We start from the raw sequence: 18227 nt of genomic DNA on the forward strand, positions 1-18227 counted from the left end.
CCACCCGCTCGCGATTGCGCGCGATAAGCTGGAAATAGGCGTCGTCCGAGAGCTGTGGCGGCCGATCCATGGGTGTGATGGGAATGGACACCGCTGACGGCGTCACGCCCCGAATGTGAGCGGCAAACTGAAGCTTGGGCTGCGAAAGAATGAAATCCGCACTGGTACGCATATCTCGCGCCATGACGGCGGCGTCTTGTGCCGAAAGCCCCGAGGCGAACTTGATGCCGGTGTTGGCCGCAAACGAAGCGCGCAGGGAAGGCTTGGCCTGATCTAGGTACTGATGGGCCGCCAATATCCCACATTTGTACTTGCGAGCCTCGGTCAGCAGGTCATCGATGTTCTGAGAGAAGAAGCTCCCGCCCTCGTCCACCATGAGGAAGGTTGGTTTGCGATCCGCCTCGGGAATGGCAGCCCGCTCCAGTATGGCCTGGAGGACGAGCGAAATGATCAGCTTGCCGAAGACGGCGGAATCGTCCTTCAGAAAGTCCTTGGCGGTATCAACGAGGATCACGGCGCCCCGGTTCATCTCGGAGAAGAGATCGATCTTGGTTTCCGGCGCGGTGAAGAGCCGTGCCATAGTCGGGCTCTCGATGATCGCTTGTAGGCGGTAGCGGACCTGCTCCTTGGTGCCATCAAAGGTCTTGCTCATGAAGTCCCGCATGAAGAACTCACGCGGAATGTCCGGGAGCGCTTCGATGGCCCGGGCATAGGGCGCGGGATCGCCCATGAGCTTCAGCATGTCGAGGATGGTCGCGTTGCGGCCCTCCACGTCTGGCAGGGTGAGCATGAGCCGGGTGACGTACCGGAAGAACACGTCCTGCTTGCCGGTCAGCGTTAGGTTGGTGAGCCCGTTCCACAGAAAGCCGAAGGTCTGCAGCACACCGGCCGTGACCTGCTCTTTGGTCGCGTCGTCGTAGTGGGCAAAGCGCTCCCGGTTGACCGCAAAGGGATTGAGCGCCACCGGAAACTGTGTGTCGCGCGGATCAATAAGGATCAGCCGATCCTCAATGCCAAGATCCGACCGCACCAGCTTGCGCACGAGGTCCGAATGCGGATCGATAAGCACGATGCTCGGGGGATCAGAGCTTGCCAGGTCGTACCGGATCAGGTTCTCGATTAGGACCGTCTTGCCCTGCCCGCTGCCTGCTAGGACATGCCAGTGGTTGAACCGGTCTTGGTGGGTCAGCTTGAGCGGCACTGGCGTCAGGAACAGGTCATGGAAGGGAGAGCCCTTCAGATAGGTGTTGGCCAGTTCGACGGGCGATAGCGGGCTCTCGTGGGCAAAGCGCCAGGGCTTGCTGCCTTGGCCGCTCGGGTCGCGCCCGGACACCTCGCAGAGGTTGCGGTATATCTGCTCGGTGATGGTACAGAACAGGCCGTACTTTGCGTAGTGGCCGAGGACTTGGGTGAGGCCGTGGATCACGTCACCGGGATCAGGAAGGCAACAAGCCAAGGGAACGGTAAAGGGGGAAGGATCATCGACCTCAGGCAGCAGTTCAACCAGGCCGCCGCAGATCCGCCCGAAGGCCTCCTGCATCTGCGCAACCAGCGCCGTCCTGTTCTGGTGGAAGTGCTGCTTGGCATAGAGGAGGTTCCGGTACTCGACGAACTCCTGCATGCTCATCCGTGCAAACATGGGCGGCGGTGTTGGCACAAAGCCGGGACAATCTTCGATAAGGTAGGCAATCAGGTGGGAGAACGAGTCGATCAGTGCCCACGGTACGCCTGACGGACAAAATACGTCGTTCAGCGCCTTGCTCTGGCTCTCGAATGCGGCATCCTGCTGTGCCACCCACTCGTAGAGGTGGCGGACCTCGCGCAGCTCGCGGTCCTTCTCGCTCCCGAACCTTCGAAACAGCGGCGTGTATGTCGAAGGCTTGGGAATCTCAACCATGGCACATGGAGAGCAAGAGGCCGAGCAGGAGCGCGACGGCCCCGGTGATGAGTAAGGCAACGTGCTTCTCTTCGAGCCCCGTTGCCCGGCTTATCTGCCTGATCCATTGCTCCACGAGACCAAGGGAGGCGTCGTCTTGGTCGTCCGTATAGTCATACTCACCTTCATACGCGGTCTCCCAATCAGGCGGAGTGAGAGCAGGCGTGTCGGCTGACGTTTCCAAGGCCGATGCGGGCATGGGCACCGGCGGCGCCAGAATGGGTTCGGGCCGAGCCGCCTGCGCGACGAGCTTCGGTTCGTCGCCTGAGAAATCGAACAGCAAATCCTTGCCGTCAAACGTCGCCGCCGTATCCAGGTACGATTTAAGTCTCTGGCAGGCTTCCATGATGGCGTCTTCGGCGGCCTGGAGTTCGTTCATATCCTTGCATTCGATGTACTGGCCCTGCTCCAGGTTGCGGACGGTGATGTTCAGCTTCATCGCCACCAGCGCCATGTGGAACATGCCTGTGGCGAAGCCTTTGGCCGTTCCTTCGGCGGTCGCCGCCAGACTCTTGTCGAGAGAGCGTCTTGAAGACGCGCTGTTGTAGATGACCTGATTGTACAGTTTGTACCGAACAAGATTAGCCCGCTCGTGTGGCGAAAGTTCTGCCCGGGCATACAGGCAGAAGATGACTTTCGTTGAGACAAGACCGGAGTCGCGTTGTGACCGTCGTAGTTTGAGCTGCATGACAACTCACCCTCCCAGATCACTAACCTATGGTACGATCCACCAACTCTCAAAAGTTAGTTGACATAGTGAACAACCTTTAATGTCGCACCTGACTTCGTTTGCCAGGGAGCGTGAAGAAGGCTGGGGGTGGAGAATAGGGGGTGGTGGGAGGGTGTCGGACTGCCGACGTGTGCTAGAAGTGGGAAATGTGCGGGGCTTTGGCGGAGATTATACCCCTGCCCAGAATACGGGAGCCTATGCCGGTGCCTATGCCCGTCCCCATTGGGTGGCCGGACAGGGCGTGCCCGGCCACCCGCTCCTTCAAGAGGAGTGTCGTTGTGGTTCCTCGCGGCGTTTCAGCTTGGCGGAAAGCCAGTCCAGGATTTCCTCCTCAACCCATCCCACTCTGCTCGGGCCCAGCTGTACCCGCTTGGGGAATTGGCCTGCCTTCTCCAGACGCGCAATGTGCTGCGGGGAATAGAGAACAAGCTCCCTCAGCTGACGCTTTGAAAGTATCCTCATCACGGTGCTCCTTTGGAAGTGAGCATCGCGATGCCCCGGTTACGACAATACCCCGAGGTATGGGCACCGTATCAGGATGATGGTGAGTCGCCAAACAAGGGCAACATGCGCACCCATGACTGCTCGTCAAAGCACATGATTTTGGGTGGCTTAAAGGGTGGTTTGATTTTCCACCCTCACCCTAACCACTTGAAATTCTTCGATGATTTCAAGGGATTGGTGCGGTCGAGAAGACTCGAACTTCCACGGGCTTTCGCCCACAACGACCTCAACGTTGCGCGTCTACCAATTCCGCCACGACCGCTAAATCAACGGGGCTGGATTTGCATCCGCCCCGTGGCAGGAGCGCGCCCTTAGCAAAGGGATTCGGAGGCCGCAAGCGAGTCGCGAACAATATTTTCGAGAATCTTCCGGCACCCGTGGAAAAGCCCCGGACGCGAGAGGCATTGGACGTCAGTCCGGCTTCCAGCCGATCTCCGCGGCATGGGCCGCCTTGGGGATATCGGTCAGCGCTTCGTTGATGGTAATCGTCTCGCCCGGCGCCAGCTTGCGCTTGGGCGGCACCACTTCCTTTTCATAGACGATCCGCTCGCGCTCATCGCGCAGCACCACCAGCAGCGAAGGGACATAGCGCGCCTCGCTGCCGATATTGCTGATCGTGCCGCTGACACTGAAAAACTCGCTGCCGTCGGGCAGCGGCTTGCGGTCCTGCCGGTTGCGCGGGAAATCGAGCTGGAGGTCAGGCTGCGCCTGCTGGAACGTCGCGCGCGGCAGCGGCACCCAGTCGGGCAACCCGCCCCAGGCAATCGCGCCAGCCAGCCCCAGCGTCACCACGGCAAAGATCCCGGCGGCATAAGTGCCGATCTTGGTCCAGTTGCGGCGCGGGCGGAACGGCGGCGAGAAATCGAAGCTCGACACCGATTCATCGGCATAGGGCTTGTTTTCGGTATCGTCGTAATAAGCCGCAGCCGAGCGCCCGACGCGCTGCGGCGGAACCGGCGGCGGCGGCAGCGGATCGACTTCGGGCTCAACCTCGCGCTCGGGAGCGGCGACCGGCGCAGCCTCCTGCGCCACGGGCTGCGGCGGCACGTCCCTGCGGGGCGGCGAAGTGGGCTCCGGCCGGGCAGCCGGCGCCGCTGCGGGGTGTTCGGCGGCTTGCGCGGCAAGCGCCGACGGCACGCCCTCCAGCAACAGCTCCGGCCCTTCCTGGAACCAGCTGTGGCGGCACTTCGCGCAGCGAACCGTACGGCCATCCACCCCGATGGCGCTGTCCGGGACGGCATACCGCGTAGAGCAGGCAGGGCAGGCGATAATCATGGTCTGCTCCATAAACACGGTTGTCATGCGTGCGACAAGCGCCCTGCCTGTGGGTTCGTGCTCGGTTCCCCTTTTTTCCACATTCATTGGCCGTTATAGCCGCCGCGTCGCCCGTTCGGCCCGGCGAATGCATGAAACCGTAAACAGACGAGTATGACCGCGGACGGGGAAATCATCCATTTCGACAATGTCGGCCTGCGCTACGGCACCGAACGCGAGGTGCTGAGCGACTTGTCGTTCACCCTGTTTCCGGGCCGGTTCTATTTCCTCACCGGGGCCAGCGGTGCCGGCAAGACCTCGCTGCTCAAGCTGCTCTACCTCGCCCAGCGCCCCTCGCGCGGGGCGATCCGCATGTTCGGCACCGATGCGATCACCATGCCGCGCAGCCGCCTGCCGCAACTGCGCCGCCGGATCGGCGTGGTGTTCCAGGACTTCCGGCTGATCCCGCACTTGTCCGCCTTCGACAATGTTGCTCTGCCCCTGCGCGTCGCCGGGCACCGGGAAGAGGACCTTGCCGGGCCGGTGCGCGACATTCTCGACTGGGTCGGGCTGTCCGACCGCATCGGCGCCCGCCCGCCCACGCTTTCGGGCGGCGAGCAGCAGCGCGTCGCCATCGCCCGCGCCGTGATCGCGCGCCCGGCCATGCTGGTCGCCGACGAGCCGACCGGCAACGTCGATCCCGACATGTCGCTGAAGCTCATCCGCCTGTTCGAGATGCTCAACCGGCAAGGCACCACCGTGGTGGTCGCCACCCACGATCTCGACCTGCTGCGCAAGGTGCCCGACAGCCTCATCATGCGGCTCGATCGCGGGCGCCTGTCCGATCCCACCGGCGCGCTGCGCTATCCGCCGCGAAAGACGCCGTAATGGTGCGCCGCCTGTTCACGGCCAGGGGCGCGGAACTGATTCCGCAGGCGCGCATGTCGGGGCCGATGCCCTGGGTCATCGCGATCATGGTGGCAATGACGGTCATTGCCCTGGCCGCCGGCCTCGCGCTCGGCAATGCGGTGTCCTCCGCCAAGGCCGAGATCGAGGGCGGCGTCACTATCCAGATCCTGGAGCCGCGCGCCGACATCCGCACCGCGCAGGCCCGGCGCGCGGTCGATACCATCAAGACCATGCCCGGCATTGCCGGCCTCCGGCTGGTGCCGCAGGCCGAACTCGACGCGCTGATCGAGCCCTGGCTCGGCACCGGCATCGGCACCGCCACGGGCTCCGCGATCCCGGTGCCCGCGCTGATCGACGTGCGCCTGAAAGGCCCAGCGACGCCAAAGGCCCTTTCCGCCATCGAAAAGGCCTTGAAACCGGTGGCCCCGTCCGCGCGCGTCGATGCGCAATCGAACTGGCTGAAGCCGGTGTTCGACGCGATGGTCTCGCTGCAACTGCTCGCCATCGCCCTCGTCGCACTGCTGGCGCTGGCGCTGACGGCCGCCGTGCTGCTGGCCGCGCGCACCGCGCTCGGCACCAACCGCGACACGATCGAGATCGTCCACTTGCTGGGCGGCACCGATTCGCAGGTCGCCCGCGTGTTCCAGCGCTCGACCGGCTACGATGCGGCCGGCGGCGGCGCGGTGGGGCTGGCGCTGGCGCTGGTGGTGATCCTGTCGCTCGGCCGCCGCTTCGCCGGGCTCGGCGCGGGGCTGGTCGACAATGGCGCGCTGATCTGGAGCGACTGGCTGCTCCTGGCCGTAGTGCCGGTGCTCGCCACCCTGCTGGCCATGATTACCGCGCGCCTTACGGTTCTCCACGCCTTGCGCAAGATGCTATAGTACACATAAGTCCCTATATAGCGCCCTGCATGTTCCGCCGTTCCTTCGCCTTTGTCCTGCTGATCTGGCTCTTCGGGTTCCTGTGGTTCGCCGTCGCGCTGCCGCAACCGCTGCCCGAGGACGTGCATACCGATGCCGTCATCGTCCTGACCGGCAGCCAGGGCCGCATCGAACATGCCGTAAACGTGCTCAAGGCCGGCAGCGCCCCGCGCCTGCTGGTTTCCGGCGTCGGCAGCGAAGTGAAGCCAAGGGAATTCGCCCACGAGTTCGGCGTCTCACCCCGGCTGATGGCCTGCTGCATTACCCTGGGCTATCAGGCCTACGACACCCATTCCAACGCCATGGAAGCCGCCCAGTGGGTGAGCGAGCACCACGCAAAGTCGGTGCGGCTGGTGACGGCGGACTGGCACATGCGCCGCGCCATGCTCGAACTGGGGCGCGAAATGCCCGCCGGGGTCCGCGTGGAACGCGATGCGGTGTCCTCGCGGCCGAGCCTTGGCGCGCTTTTCCTCGAATATCACAAGCTGCTGGCCCGCGCCGCGCTCAACCTGGCAGGCCGCTGATGCGCACGACCCCCGCAGACGTTCTTCGCAGCCTCGCCTTCTACGCGGTATTCTACCCCGGCACGGTGCTGTTCGTGATGGGCTCCGTCGCCGCCTCGACCGTGAGCCAGCGCGCCCTTCACGCCATCGTGCGCGGCTGGTCGCACTTTCACCGCCTCTGCGCGCGCTGGCTGCTGGGGATCAAGGTGGTGTTCGAAGGCCAGATGCCCAACGAAGGCGTGCTCGTCGCCATCAAGCACGAAAGCTTCTTCGAGGCGATCGACCTGCCGATGCAGATGGACTGGCCCGCCCCCCTGCCCAAGATCGAACTCGTCCGCCTGCCCGGCTGGGGCTACGCGGCCCAGCGCTATGGCATCGTCCCCATCGAACGCGACGGCGGCGCGAAGACCTTGCGCAAGATGGTCGCCAGCGGCCGCGCCTTCGCGGCGCAGGGGCGCCCCCTGGCGATCTTCCCGGAAGGCACGCGCGTGCCGCACGGCCAGCGCCGCGCCCTGCAATCGGGCTTTGCCGGGCTCTACAAGCTGCTGAGCCTGCCGGTGGTGCCGGTGGCGGTAAACAGCGGACGGCTCTACCAGCGCCGCTGGAAGAAACCCGGCACGATCACCGTGCGCGTGGGGCAGCGGATCGAACCGGGCCTGCCGCGCGAGGAACTGGAAGCAAAGGTGCTGGAGGCGATCAACGCGTTGAATGAGGGGTGATGGCGGCAATAGGCCGGAAGCTGACTGGCAGCTCTTCTGTTACCAGACGCTCAAGCAGACATGTGACTGGGCGGTGCTTCAGCCCTCTCGCAGATTAGCCGCACGGTCACGTACTGCTAGTCGAGGCGATGTGGTGAGCGAAGGAAGGCAGCGCCAAGGGCTAATTAGCTGCACCACACCGACCACTACCCCTTATAAAAAGTTAGGAAGGTGATGCACAAGCGGGCCAAGCTTGTCATACAATGACGCAGCCAGAGTGCCCAACCCTGCAACCGCGTCGCCGCCTTCCTTGGCGCTCTTGAGCCAGTCGACCACCTTTTCAACCTTGCCCTTCGTCGGTGCGGCTATTGCTTCTTTCACAATCGCAGTGCCTTCCGCGGCCCCTTCCGGCGCATCCGCCGCCTCCAGTGCCTGCCTCAGCTGCTCCAGTAACGGAGACACCTTTGCCTGAGCCTCCGCCATCGACATAATCTGCACCTGTCCGCTGTTGCCAACGCCAGAGTTCGAGATGCCACCGGCGTTTACAGGTCCGTTGAAATTTTGAGTATTCATCGTTGGCCCAATCATGCTTGCGAATAGGTCGGGATCGTTCATTTGAAATGCTATCCGCCGCATCTCCAGTGCGACAGCGTCGTCCCGGTTCGCCGCTTCCAAACGCGATCGCAGCACGGACCCGTTTGCAGCATCCCGGTAAGCCTTCATCACCTCGTCACGGTAGGCGGGGCTTTTGGCGATGTGTGTTGCCATGTGTTCAAGCAACCCATCCCGCACCGCAGGATCACGTTCCTCAACGAACCAGTCTGCGACTGTGACGTCCAACGAATCATAGTAGATGTCACGCAAGCCAATCGCCACACCCTCCCTCACCTCGGGATGAACGCTCTCAGATGCTCCGACGATGGCGTCGTAATGCACGACGGCTTTGGAGCCATCCTTAGTTAGGGTTCGGTACGCCCAACCCTGCACATTCGGAGGCAGTTGTGAGAATTGTGACGGAGGGACGCTGACGTTGTCCAGGCCAAGGTCGGGATGCTCGACGGTTGCCCAAAAGGAATATTGCGACACGATCGGATCAGGGTGCGTGTTCAGATCGCCAATTACATCAGAGACGGGAAACCTTCCCGAAAAAAGGGTATTCGGAGCCTTCTTCAGCCCGATCAACAAGGTCGCAGACCGCAGTTCGCCGTGGGTTGCTTTGTCGATACCGAGACGAACCGCATCCAACTCTGCGCTGAAGCTGTCGGTTTGCTGGCCCAGCGCCATCAGCGCGCTGGCGTCCAAGCAGACCTCTGCCTCCTTCAGGATCACCAGCAAATCATCCTTGGACAGCAGATGAGCCAGAGCCGTAAGCCCAGCCTCGAAAATCTCGGGATCGGCCCGGTTTTCTTTCCAAGGTCCGATCATCAACGGAACGTCAGCGGCTTCGCCAAGCTGAGCGAGCGCATTGAACGACCATCGGCGCACCTTGCTGTCGCGATCGACCAGAGAGTTGAGGATAAGCGCCTTCATCGTTCTAGGCGCTGCCAGTCTGGCTCCCTGCCGATACAGGCTGCAAAGCCGTTGAAGGGCTTGCTTACGAACGATGGGGGAATCGGCCATCAGAGCCGCTTCAATGAAGGCAGCCTCTTGCGGCGTTACTCGGGTGCGCCTTCTTTGCGTCCGTGGTCCCCCTGCCACGGTTAGCCTGATGCAAGCGCCAAGTGTCGCGCTTCAGACAGGATCGCTTGGGACCAAGGGTCAAAATCTTCGCAGTGGTTCGGCGGCGATCGCAAGTCCAACCACTCTAAATCATTGATGGCGAGCCGCTTGCTTGTGGGATCCAGCCAGTCCGGGCATGAGAAGGCGACGACAGCGAGAAGGTCGCTGGATGGATGGCTTTGAGGATACAGAAACGCCTCAAGCTTCGATCGCTCGCTGAGTACGGGCCACAACTCCCGCTCTTGAAGATCAAGATCAGTTGCCAGCGCCTTTATGCCGCTGCTTACAATTCCATGGTCGGTTCGCTCGAACAGGCTAAGATCGTCGTCAATCACTGGCGTGTAGAACCCGATTGTTCGACGATGCATGAACGTATCGCGATGCTCGCGATAATGCCCCTGCCGGTAGGTTAATACGCAACCGGAGCGGATTACGAGCATGAATGCCCAGACGACTACCTCGTCCAAACCGCGCTGAGCCGCGCTGGTTGCATAGTGGAAACTACCGTGCTCGATCAGATTGAGAACGGCGGAGGTGTCTATCGCGTACGAACCGCGGCGAGCATTCTCCAGTTCGGAACGATGGAACGCCAGTGATCGCTTCTGTGCGAGATTTCTGCGCCGCCGCCGCGCAACGATTGGCCGTCGCAACTCTTCGGGGATCGAGTCATCGTCAGCTAATTCGCGCAGCAGGAAGCGGCCGGGGGCAGTTCGGTAGAAGCGGCTTGCCTCCCGGTGATGTAGAATGTCCTCGCTTAATCGCGCGCCAAGGGTCTTGTGCTGAGTACGCCCACGAAGATGCGGCGGAGCCATGTCATTCTCGTAGGCAGACCGCAGTATCTGGTGCGCGCTCAAGGGGCGTCGCACTCGGCGAAGTACATCTTCGGCAAGGGTAAGGTAAGCGTCCACGGTAGCTATGCGAACCGCAGGGCTACGGCTGGCTTCATCACGATACGACCTGAGAACGAACGACGGTGGACAACGGACTCTCCAAATCCGGGGCGGTCGCCACGGAGGATTTTAGCGTAACCGATAAAAACCGGGTTCACAACGACAGTGCTTCATTATCGTGACCAGTCCTTACGCGCTTCTCGCATCACCTAATGCAGTTCTCTGGCTTCCGGTCACCTATGCCAGCTTGACGCTATCGTTCCCTTCCCAAGCTGTCCGCTTTCAAGCAAGTGGAAAACAGGCTCGAATGACCGAAATGGGCGCAAAGCAGACGCCGCCGCGAATATCAGCAGCGTCGGCAATTTTGGAAATTTCCTACATCCGCCCAGCCTGTCACACTGCGCGCGGCATCTGCCTGCCCTGCTCTTTGAACCGTCCATAGCAAACCCCACGCCGCCTATTCGCGGTGTGAAATTTTCACGCGTCCATATCGCTGACAAACAACGACTTTCCGAAACTCACCATGGCCCGTGTGGGCGAAGTTTGAAATTACGCCGCTGGCTTCGGCACGGCGGCTCAGCCCGCCGCGCCGCCGTCGTGATCGCCGCGCCCGAAGTCGGGGCGCGAATCGTCCTGGCCTTCCTCGATGATCGAGCGGCGGATGGCGCGGGTGCGGGCGAAGTGGTCGAACAGCATCTGGCCGTCGCCAACGCGGATCGCGCGCTGCAAGGCGGTCAGGTCCTCGGTGAAGCGCTGGAGCATGGTGAGCACCGCGTCCTTGTTCGACAGGAAGACGTCGCGCCACATCGTCGGGTCGCTGGCGGCAATGCGGGTGAAGTCGCGGAAGCCGCCGGCCGAATACTTGATGACTTCGCTCTGCGTCACGTCCTCAAGATCGGACGCGGTGCCGACGATGGTATAGGCGATCAGGTGCGGCAAGTGGCTGGTCACGGCCAGCACCAGATCGTGGTGCTCCGCCGTCATGATCTCGACATTGGCGCCCAGCGTTTCCCAGAATTCGACAAGGGCCGAGAGCTTGAGCAGGTCGGTCTGTTCGGGCGGGGTGACGATGCACCAGCGGTTGCGAAACAGATGCGCGAAGCCTGCGTCCGGCCCCGAGTTTTCCGTGCCCGCCACCGGGTGGGCCGGGATCACCAGATGATCGGGCAACGCCTCGCCCAGGGCCTTGGCGATCGCCTGCTTGCTGGAGCCGACATCGCTGACCAGCGCATGGGCCGGGATCACCTCGCGCAGCGGCGCGGCGGCCTCGCCCATCGCGCCCGGCGGCACGCAGAAGATCACCAGATCGGCCTCGCGCACCGCGTCTTCGGCCGTATCGCAGACCTTGTGCACCAGCCCGCGCTGCGCGGCGCGGGCGCGGTTCTCGGGCGAGAGGTCGTACCCCGTGGTCACGGCACCCGGCAGGAATTCCTGCACGGCAAGGCCGATCGAGCCGCCCTGCAAACCCAGACCGATAATCGCAACCCGCTGAAAACTCACCGCGCGGCCTCCGCCATTTCGCGGATACCTTCTGCAATGGCATCCATGTCATGCGGATGACCGATGGTGATGCGCAACCCATGCGGCAGGCCCTGATTGGGCAGCCAGCGCACGATATAGCCGCGCTCGGCAAGGCCATCGAAGGCGGTCTCGGCGCTCAGCTTGCCTTCGAACAGCACCAGCACGAAGTTCGCCTGGCTCGGCAGCGGGCGCAGCCCGTGGTTGCTGAGCGCGACGATCTTCTCGACGAAACGGGCGCGCTCGTCGCGGTTATGGGCGCGGCTGCGCTCGACGAAGGCCATGTCCTCCAGCGCGGCGGCGGCCATGGCCTGCCCGGTGCTAGAAATGTTGAACGGCCCGCGGATGCGGTTGAGCGTGTCGATGATCCCCGGCGCGCCGGTGCCCCAGCCGATCCGCTCGCCGGCAAGGCCGAAGATCTTGGAGAAGGTGCGCGTCACCAGCACATTGTCATGCGCGGCGGCCAGCGCCATGGCGCCGTCCTCGTCCTCTGGCGCGACATATTCGCCATAGGCCTGATCGATCACCAGCAGCACGTCGCCGGGCAGCGAGGCGTGCAGCCGGGCGATCTCGCCCCTGGGCAGGAACGATCCGGTCGGGTTGTTGGGGTTGGCGACGAAGACCACGCGGGTCTTGTCCGTCACCAGTGCCAGCAGCGCATCGACATCGGTGCCGTAGTCGGCATCGGGCGCCACCACCGGGGTCGCTCCGCAGCGGCGCGCGGCGATGTCGTAAACCGAAAAGCCATAACGCACGTAGATCACTTCATCGCCCAGCCCGGCGAACCCTTGCGCGGCGAGGTTCAGCAGTTCGTCCGAGCCCGTGCCCATGACGATGCGCGCCGGATCGATCCCGTGCAGGTCGCCGAGCCGGGCACGCAGATCCTTGCTATCCGGATCGGGATAGAGCGAGGGCGCCTTGGCCTTGGCGGCGAGCGCGGCCTCGCTGGTGCCGAGCGGATTCTCGTTCGCCGAAAGCTTGATCAGCGGACGCCCGTCCTTGCCTGCCGACTTGCCGGGCACATAGGCATGGATCGCCGCGATCCAGGGCTTCGGGGTCGGGGCTTTGCTGCGGGTTTCGGTTTCGCTCATGACGGCGGGCCTTTAGCTTACCGGCGCCCCGAATGACAGTATCGATTGACACTGTATGACAGCAAGAATTGACACCAAGCCACCCCTTCCCCACTTCACGAAACCACAATGTCCAACGCCCCGATCCTAGACGAGAGCCAGGTGCTCGAACTGGCCGATCCGCTGCCGCTCGACGGCGGGCAGAGCCTGCCCGGCGTGCGCATCGCCTATGAAACGCACGGCACGCTCAACGCGGCGAAGGACAACGCGATCCTGATCTGCCACGCGCTGACCGGCGATCATCACGTCGTCTCCGACCACCCCCGCACCGGCAAGCCCGGCTGGTGGGTGCGCATGGTCGGCCCCGGCAAACCGATCGATACCGACAAGTTCCACGTGATCTGCGCCAATGTGATCGGATCGTGCATGGGCTCGACCGGCCCGGCCAGCCTTGCCCCCGATGGCCAGCCCTGGGCCATGCGCTTTCCGGTCATCACCATCCGCGACATGGTGCGCGGCCATGTGGCCCTGCTCGACGCGCTGGGGATCGAGTGCCTGCACGCCGTCGTCGGCGGATCGATGGGCGGGATGCAGACCCTGTCGCTTGCCGCCAATTTCCCCGAACGCACCCGCGCCGCGCTGGTGATCGCCTCGACCGCGCGCCACTCAGCGCAGAACATCGCGTTCCACGAAGTCGGCCGACAAGCGATCATGGCCGATCCCGAATGGCGCGAGGGGGCCTATTACGAACACGGCAAGGGGCCGGAAAAGGGCCTCGCCGTGGCCCGCATGGCAGCCCACATCACTTACCTCTCGGAAGAAGGCCTCACTGCCAAGTTCGGCCGCCAGTTGCAGGACCGCGAGGCCAAGACTTTCGGCTTCGATGCCGATTTCCAGATCGAGAGCTACCTGCGCTACCAGGGCCTCTCGTTCACCGCCCGGTTCGACGCGAACTCCTACCTCTATATCACCCGCGCCATGGACTACTTCGACCTTGCCGAAGAGCATGGCGGCCGATTGGCCCATGCCTTCGCGAAGTCGAAGGCGCGCTTCTGCCTCGTCAGCTTCGACACCGACTGGCTCTATCCCACGACGGAATCGCGCAACGTGGTGCACGCCCTCAATGCAGCGGGGCTGCCGGTGAGCTTCGTCGAGCTTTCCGCGCCGTTCGGGCACGACTCGTTCCTGCTGGACGTTCCCGCGCTCGACCGGGTGGTTGAAGGATTTCTCACATGATCGAACTCAGCGACGATCCGGCGCGGATTGACCTCGATCGCGTGCACGGCTGGCTTGCTTCCAGCTACTGGACACCCGGCATAGCGCGCGAACAGGTGGAGCGGCAGAACGCTGGCTCGCATTGCCTGGGGGCCTATCACCCGGAGCACGGCCAGGTCGGCTTCGCCCGCGTGATCTCGGACCGGGCGAGCTTCGCCTGGCTGGCGGATGTATGGGTGGATGAAGAGGTGCGCGGGCAAGGCATCGGCCGGCGGATGGTGAGCTGGTTCGTCGATCATCCCGGCTATGCGACCGTGCGCCGCTTCGCCCTGACCACCGCCGATGCGCACGGCGTCTATGCCGCGCTGGGCTTCACACCGCTGATGCGCCCCGAGCGGCTGATGGAGCGGCTCTCACCCCAGTTCGCGGCCGCGCTGCGGGCCGCGCCATGAACGCGGCCCTGCGCACGGCCCTGCGCCCCGATCTGGCGATCATCGCCACCAATGTCGCGCCGGGTTCCAGCCTGCTCGATATTGGCTGCGGCGACGGCACGCTGATGGCCGCGCTGCGTGACGAGAAAGGCTGCGACGCGCGCGGCATGGAACTGGCCCCAGCCAATGTCGGCGCCTGCGTGGCCAGGGGGCTCTCGGTAATCCAGGGCGATGCCGACAAGGACCTGGCGTTCTATCCCGACAAGTCGGTCGACTACGCGATCCTCTCGCAGACCCTGCAAACCACCCTGCGCCCCGACATGGTGCTGGAAGAGCTGCTGCGCATCGGCCGCAAGGCCTTCGTCAGCTTCCCCAATTTCGCGCACTGGCGGGTGCGCATGTCGCTCCTGTGGAACGGGCGAATGCCGGTAACGCGGCTGCTGCCGGTGCCTTGGTACGAGACGCCCAACATCCACCACCTGACCGTGAACGATTTCCGCGCCCTGGTTAAGGAACGCGGGATTACCGTCGAAGGCCAGTGGTTCCTCTCTGGCGGCACCGGGTGCAGCGCGGCGGCGGCCAACTTCCGCGCCGAGCACGCGGTGTTCCTGCTCTCGCGCGATTAACCGCCTGGGCGATATCGGCCCGCCTGCCGCCGGGCACGCCTCACCGACTTATCCACGCGTTTAGTCCTGTCCGGGAAGCCCCTCCGGGTGGACGCCCCGCCGCGGCTTTGGCATCGCAATGCCATGTGGCACATATACCAGTTCCCCCTCTGCCCCTACAGCCGCAAAGTCCGGCTGCTGATGGCGGAAAAGGGGATTGCCTACGAACTGCAGACGACGCGCCCCTGGGAAGGCGAGGACCGGCTCTTCGCCATGAACCCGGCGGGCCGCACGCCCGTGGTCAAGGAAACCGAGCGCAACCTCGTCCTTTCCGACAGCCGCGCCATCTGCGAGTATTTCGAGGAAACCGTCGACCGCAATCCCCTGATCAGCGGCACGGCCCAGCAGCGCGCGGAAATCCGCCGCCTGATCGCCATGTTCGACGAGAACTTCTATAACGACGTCTCGGGCCCGCTGCTGCTCGAACGCATGAAGAAGCGGCTGGTCCTGCGCCAGTCACCGGATGCCAAGGCCCTGCGCGAGGCGATGAAGCTCTCGCACGATTACCTCGACTACCTCGACTACCTGATCGATACCCGGCCCTGGCTGGCCGGCCCGACGATGACGCTGGCAGACCTTGCCGCCGCCGCGCAGATATCCGTTGCCGACTATCTGGGCGGCCTCGACTGGTCCAGCCACGAACAGGCCCGCGGCTGGTATCTCGTGATGAAATCGCGCCCCTCGTTCCGCCCGCTGCTCTCCGAGCGGATGGAAGTGATCCAGCCGCCCAGCCATTACGCGGAAGTGGACGCCTAGAGTGATTTCGAGTCAGGTGGAATCACCTGCCGGCTCGGAAATCACGGCAAACAACGAATTTCCCAGAGTCGATTGGGTTCAATCCGAGAACCTTCTCGACTCTGGCTTTTAACCCGAATCAGGCGGCGCTGGGGCCTTTCACACCGAACCGGCCGTGCTTGCGGAACTGCATCATCCAGCGGCCCAGGAACAGGCCGAGCGGACGCGGCGACACGCCCAGATCGGCGATTCCGGGAACCGTTCCGCTGGCGACACTGCCCGCCTTGAGCAGCTTCAACTGATCGCTGGTGATCGGCGCGCCGGGCAGCCAGCCAGTGAGCGCGGCGATCAGGCCCGACACGCCATCGGGCAGCGCGGCCAAGCTGCGCGAACGGCCCTCGGCAGCGGCAATACGCTGGTTCAGTTCGAGCATCGTGAGCACTTCGGGGCCCGCGAGTTCATAAGTCTTGCCGCCATGCGCCGCCGGATCGGAAAGCGCATTTGCAATGGCTTCGGCAACGTCGTCGACGAACACCGGCTGAAGCGTCGCCTCGGGCGCGAAGACCGGCAGCACCGGCAGGCCGGCCACCAGGCCGCCGAACATCATGAGAAACTTGTCATCCGGACCGAAGATCAGCGAGGGACGCACGATAGTCGCGTCCGGGAATTCGGCCCGCACCGCATTTTCGCCTTCGGCCTTGGTGCGGGCATAAGCGACATCCGATTGCGCATCGCCACCGATCGCGGAAACATGCACGAAAGCACCGGCGCCTGCCGCCTTGGCCGCGGCCGCGATGCAGCCCGCGCCCTGCCCCTGCAGCGCATCGAGATTGCCCGTGAAAGCGCCTGCCAGATTGACCACGGCATCCGATCCGGCCAGCACCGCGGCCAGCGAATCGGGCTTCGTCACATCGACGCGCGCGAACTGGACCTGCCCGAGATTACCGAGCGGCTTGATCATATAGGCCTTCTGCGGATTGCGGCTGGCAACACGCAGACGCGCCCCGCGCGCCAGCAGTTCCTGCGCCAGATGCCTGCCAACGAAGCCGCTGCCGCCCAGGACAGTGACGATCTTGCCTGCAAGGGAATCGGTGGGACGTTGGCTCATGATCAGATGGTCCTTCGGTCGGCGGCGCAAGCCTTCACGATCCCGCACCGCAGCACATGATTTTTGCCCCTGCCACAAGGCCGCACAGGGGGCAACCGCGCAGTTGCGCCGCCCGGCCGCGGCCGTTCACCGCCACGCCTGCAAATAAGAAAAAATCTTGCGGCCACCCCCGTTGACAACCCCGCGCAGCCTGCGTAGAGGCGCGCTCCTACCTAGCGGGGATCGCAATCCAGCACCCCGCCCGTGCCCAGATGGCGGAATTGGTAGACGCACCGTCTTCAGGTGGCGGCGCTCGTAAGGGCGTGGAGGTTCGAGTCCTCTTCTGGGCACCATTTGTTCTTCCGAGGACGTCCGAGGACGTCCAAAAAACGGCAGAAATCCGCCAATTTTTGTGCTATAAGCGTCCGACGACATCCGGGCGAATACGGCACCAATCGGGAACAAAATGGGTGTCCTGATGGGTATCGTTCTCCGCCCTTCGGCAAGGCGATACCCATATGCACACCCTCTTCGCGACCACCGTGACCAGTGCCAAGGCGAAGGAACGACCCTACAAGCTTGTTCGACGGCGGCGGTCTGCATCTCTACGTCAAGCCCAACGGCTCGAAGCTCTGGCGCCTCACCTACAGCTGGATCGGAAAGCAGAAGACGCTCTCGCTCGGTCAATGGCCGGACCTTAGCCTCGCTGACGCCCGCGAGAGGCGCGATGAGGCCGGCAAGCTGATCGTGGCGGGCCGCGATCCCTCCCACGAAAAGAAGCTCGCTGTCGCCCAAGCCAAGTTCGAGGAAGACGACAGCTTCAAGGCGGTGGCCAAGGAGTGGATCGCCAAACAGGAACGCGAGGGCATGGCCGAGATTACTCTCAGCAAGATCCACTGGCTCCTCGACATCGCTTATCGTCATCTCGCGACCCGCCCGATCGCCCAGATCACCGCGCAGGAGGTGCTGCTGGTGTTGCGATGACCGGTTGAATCCACCCCGCCATACCGGACATTCCCGACCTCAAATTGCCATTCCGATACCAGTCATTCATGTGGGCCGATCCGACAACGAACAGCCCGTCTTCAGCAGTGCTTGGCATGCCCTGGTCGACGGAAATGTCGGGGTTAGCTGTCGCTCTGCCTTGATGGCCAGAACTTTTCCAAGGACCATAGAATGAAAATCATGGACGCTATGGTCGCAACTGTTTGAACTGTGAGATCATCGAATTTGCTCCAGCTAAACTGCGGAGCAAAATGGTGCACAAACATGCGCAGGCTAAAGCCGAGATTAGTCGCCAATGCCGTTGCAACTGAGCCATGGCGCTTTTGTGCACGAGAATGCACGGCTGCAATGTCGGCGACACCGGAAAGACACCTTCCGGATTAAAAGTCTGAAATGCTGTCGTTCGCTTTCGGCCAGGCTGAGCCGGCGGCAGGCGCC

18 protein-coding genes and 2 tRNA genes are annotated in these 18227 nt (G+C 63.3%); 10 read left to right on the forward strand and 10 right to left on the reverse strand.

Annotated elements, in window-relative coordinates:
* The 5 genes from NN5_RS20670 to NN5_RS20685 all read right to left on the reverse strand — a co-directional run.
* On the reverse strand, positions 1–1897 hold a 1897-nt coding region (locus NN5_RS20670), incomplete at its 3' end, for a type IV secretory system conjugative DNA transfer family protein (RefSeq protein WP_067737709.1).
* Positions 1890–2624, reverse strand: coding sequence for a hypothetical protein (locus NN5_RS20675; RefSeq protein ID WP_067737710.1), 735 nt, complete (start codon positions 2622–2624; stop codon positions 1890–1892). The genes NN5_RS20675 and NN5_RS20670, both read right to left, overlap by 8 nt.
* 303 nt (positions 2625–2927) lie before the next feature.
* Complete coding sequence (locus NN5_RS27350; protein WP_084385074.1) at positions 2928–3128, reverse strand: helix-turn-helix transcriptional regulator; 201 nt, start codon at positions 3126–3128, stop codon at positions 2928–2930.
* Positions 3129–3345: 217 nt separating this feature from the next.
* Positions 3346–3432: transfer RNA gene (locus tag NN5_RS20680), tRNA-Leu, on the reverse strand.
* A gap of 149 nt (positions 3433–3581) precedes the next feature.
* On the reverse strand, positions 3582–4445 hold the full coding sequence (locus NN5_RS20685; protein WP_067737758.1) for an MJ0042-type zinc finger domain-containing protein: 864 nt from the start codon (positions 4443–4445) through the stop codon (positions 3582–3584).
* Positions 4446–4598: 153 nt separating this feature from the next.
* On the opposite strand from NN5_RS20685, the gene ftsE reads away from it, so the two are divergent.
* From ftsE to NN5_RS20705, 4 genes are read left to right on the forward strand one after another with little or no spacing between them, the layout of a single operon-like run.
* Positions 4599–5312: a cell division ATP-binding protein FtsE gene (ftsE, locus tag NN5_RS20690; protein ID WP_067737716.1), complete on the forward strand. Its 714-nt coding sequence runs from the start codon at positions 4599–4601 to the stop codon at positions 5310–5312.
* Positions 5312–6214 (forward strand): cell division protein FtsX, encoded by a 903-nt coding sequence (locus tag NN5_RS20695; RefSeq protein ID WP_067737719.1) that lies wholly within the window; start codon positions 5312–5314, stop codon positions 6212–6214. The genes ftsE and NN5_RS20695 overlap by 1 nt, the downstream gene beginning before the upstream one ends.
* Before the next feature lie 29 nt (positions 6215–6243).
* Entirely contained in the window at positions 6244–6777 is a 534-nt protein-coding gene (locus NN5_RS20700) for a YdcF family protein (protein ID WP_067737723.1), read from the forward strand.
* Positions 6777–7475, forward strand: a complete 699-nt coding sequence (locus tag NN5_RS20705) for a lysophospholipid acyltransferase family protein (RefSeq protein WP_067737725.1) — start codon at positions 6777–6779, stop codon at positions 7473–7475. The genes NN5_RS20700 and NN5_RS20705 overlap by 1 nt, the downstream gene beginning before the upstream one ends.
* A 192-nt stretch (positions 7476–7667) precedes the next feature.
* On the opposite strand, the gene NN5_RS20710 is transcribed toward NN5_RS20705, so the two are convergent.
* From NN5_RS20710 to hisC, 4 genes are all read right to left on the reverse strand, one after another.
* Entirely contained in the window at positions 7668–8984 is a 1317-nt protein-coding gene (locus NN5_RS20710; RefSeq protein ID WP_067737727.1) for a hypothetical protein, read from the reverse strand.
* 170 nt (positions 8985–9154) lie between these two features.
* On the reverse strand, positions 9155–10081 hold the full coding sequence (locus tag NN5_RS20715) for an HTH domain-containing protein (RefSeq protein ID WP_067737732.1): 927 nt from the start codon (positions 10079–10081) through the stop codon (positions 9155–9157).
* Positions 10082–10639: 558 nt separating this feature from the next.
* The gene (locus NN5_RS20720) at positions 10640–11563 is read right to left on the reverse strand and encodes a prephenate/arogenate dehydrogenase family protein (RefSeq protein ID WP_067737735.1); all 924 of its coding nucleotides are present in this window, start codon (positions 11561–11563) and stop codon (positions 10640–10642) included.
* Entirely contained in the window at positions 11560–12672 is a 1113-nt protein-coding gene (hisC, locus tag NN5_RS20725; protein WP_067737738.1) for a histidinol-phosphate transaminase, read from the reverse strand. Before hisC ends, NN5_RS20720 begins: the two co-directional genes overlap by 4 nt.
* A gap of 108 nt (positions 12673–12780) precedes the next feature.
* Between hisC and metX the strand changes: the two genes are divergently transcribed.
* The 4 genes from metX (at position 12781) to NN5_RS20745 (ending at position 15718) form a co-directional block, all read left to right on the forward strand.
* The gene (gene metX / locus NN5_RS20730; protein WP_067737740.1) at positions 12781–13887 is read left to right on the forward strand and encodes a homoserine O-acetyltransferase MetX; all 1107 of its coding nucleotides are present in this window, start codon (positions 12781–12783) and stop codon (positions 13885–13887) included.
* Positions 13884–14318, forward strand: a complete 435-nt coding sequence (locus tag NN5_RS20735) for a GNAT family N-acetyltransferase (RefSeq protein ID WP_067737750.1) — start codon at positions 13884–13886, stop codon at positions 14316–14318. Before metX ends, NN5_RS20735 begins: the two co-directional genes overlap by 4 nt.
* On the forward strand, positions 14315–14923 hold the full coding sequence (gene metW / locus NN5_RS20740; RefSeq protein WP_067737753.1) for a methionine biosynthesis protein MetW: 609 nt from the start codon (positions 14315–14317) through the stop codon (positions 14921–14923). The genes NN5_RS20735 and metW overlap by 4 nt, the downstream gene beginning before the upstream one ends.
* Positions 14924–15046: 123 nt before the next feature.
* Positions 15047–15718, forward strand: coding sequence for a glutathione S-transferase family protein (locus tag NN5_RS20745; RefSeq protein WP_067737755.1), 672 nt, complete (start codon positions 15047–15049; stop codon positions 15716–15718).
* A gap of 118 nt (positions 15719–15836) precedes the next feature.
* Here NN5_RS20745 and NN5_RS20750 read toward each other — a convergent pair whose 3' ends face one another.
* Positions 15837–16805, reverse strand: a complete 969-nt coding sequence (locus NN5_RS20750; RefSeq protein WP_067737761.1) for a complex I NDUFA9 subunit family protein — start codon at positions 16803–16805, stop codon at positions 15837–15839.
* Between the two features lie 245 nt (positions 16806–17050).
* On the opposite strand from NN5_RS20750, the gene NN5_RS20755 reads away from it, so the two are divergent.
* Positions 17051–17137, forward strand: a tRNA-Leu gene (locus NN5_RS20755).
* Positions 17138–17363: 226 nt separating this feature from the next.
* Positions 17364–17768, forward strand: coding sequence for a tyrosine-type recombinase/integrase (locus tag NN5_RS20760; protein WP_067737756.1), 405 nt, complete (start codon positions 17364–17366; stop codon positions 17766–17768).
* Positions 17769–18227: the final 459 nt, after the last annotated feature.

The organism is Novosphingobium naphthalenivorans NBRC 102051 (assembly GCF_001590985.1).
GTDB lineage: Bacteria > Pseudomonadota > Alphaproteobacteria > Sphingomonadales > Sphingomonadaceae > Novosphingobium > Novosphingobium naphthalenivorans.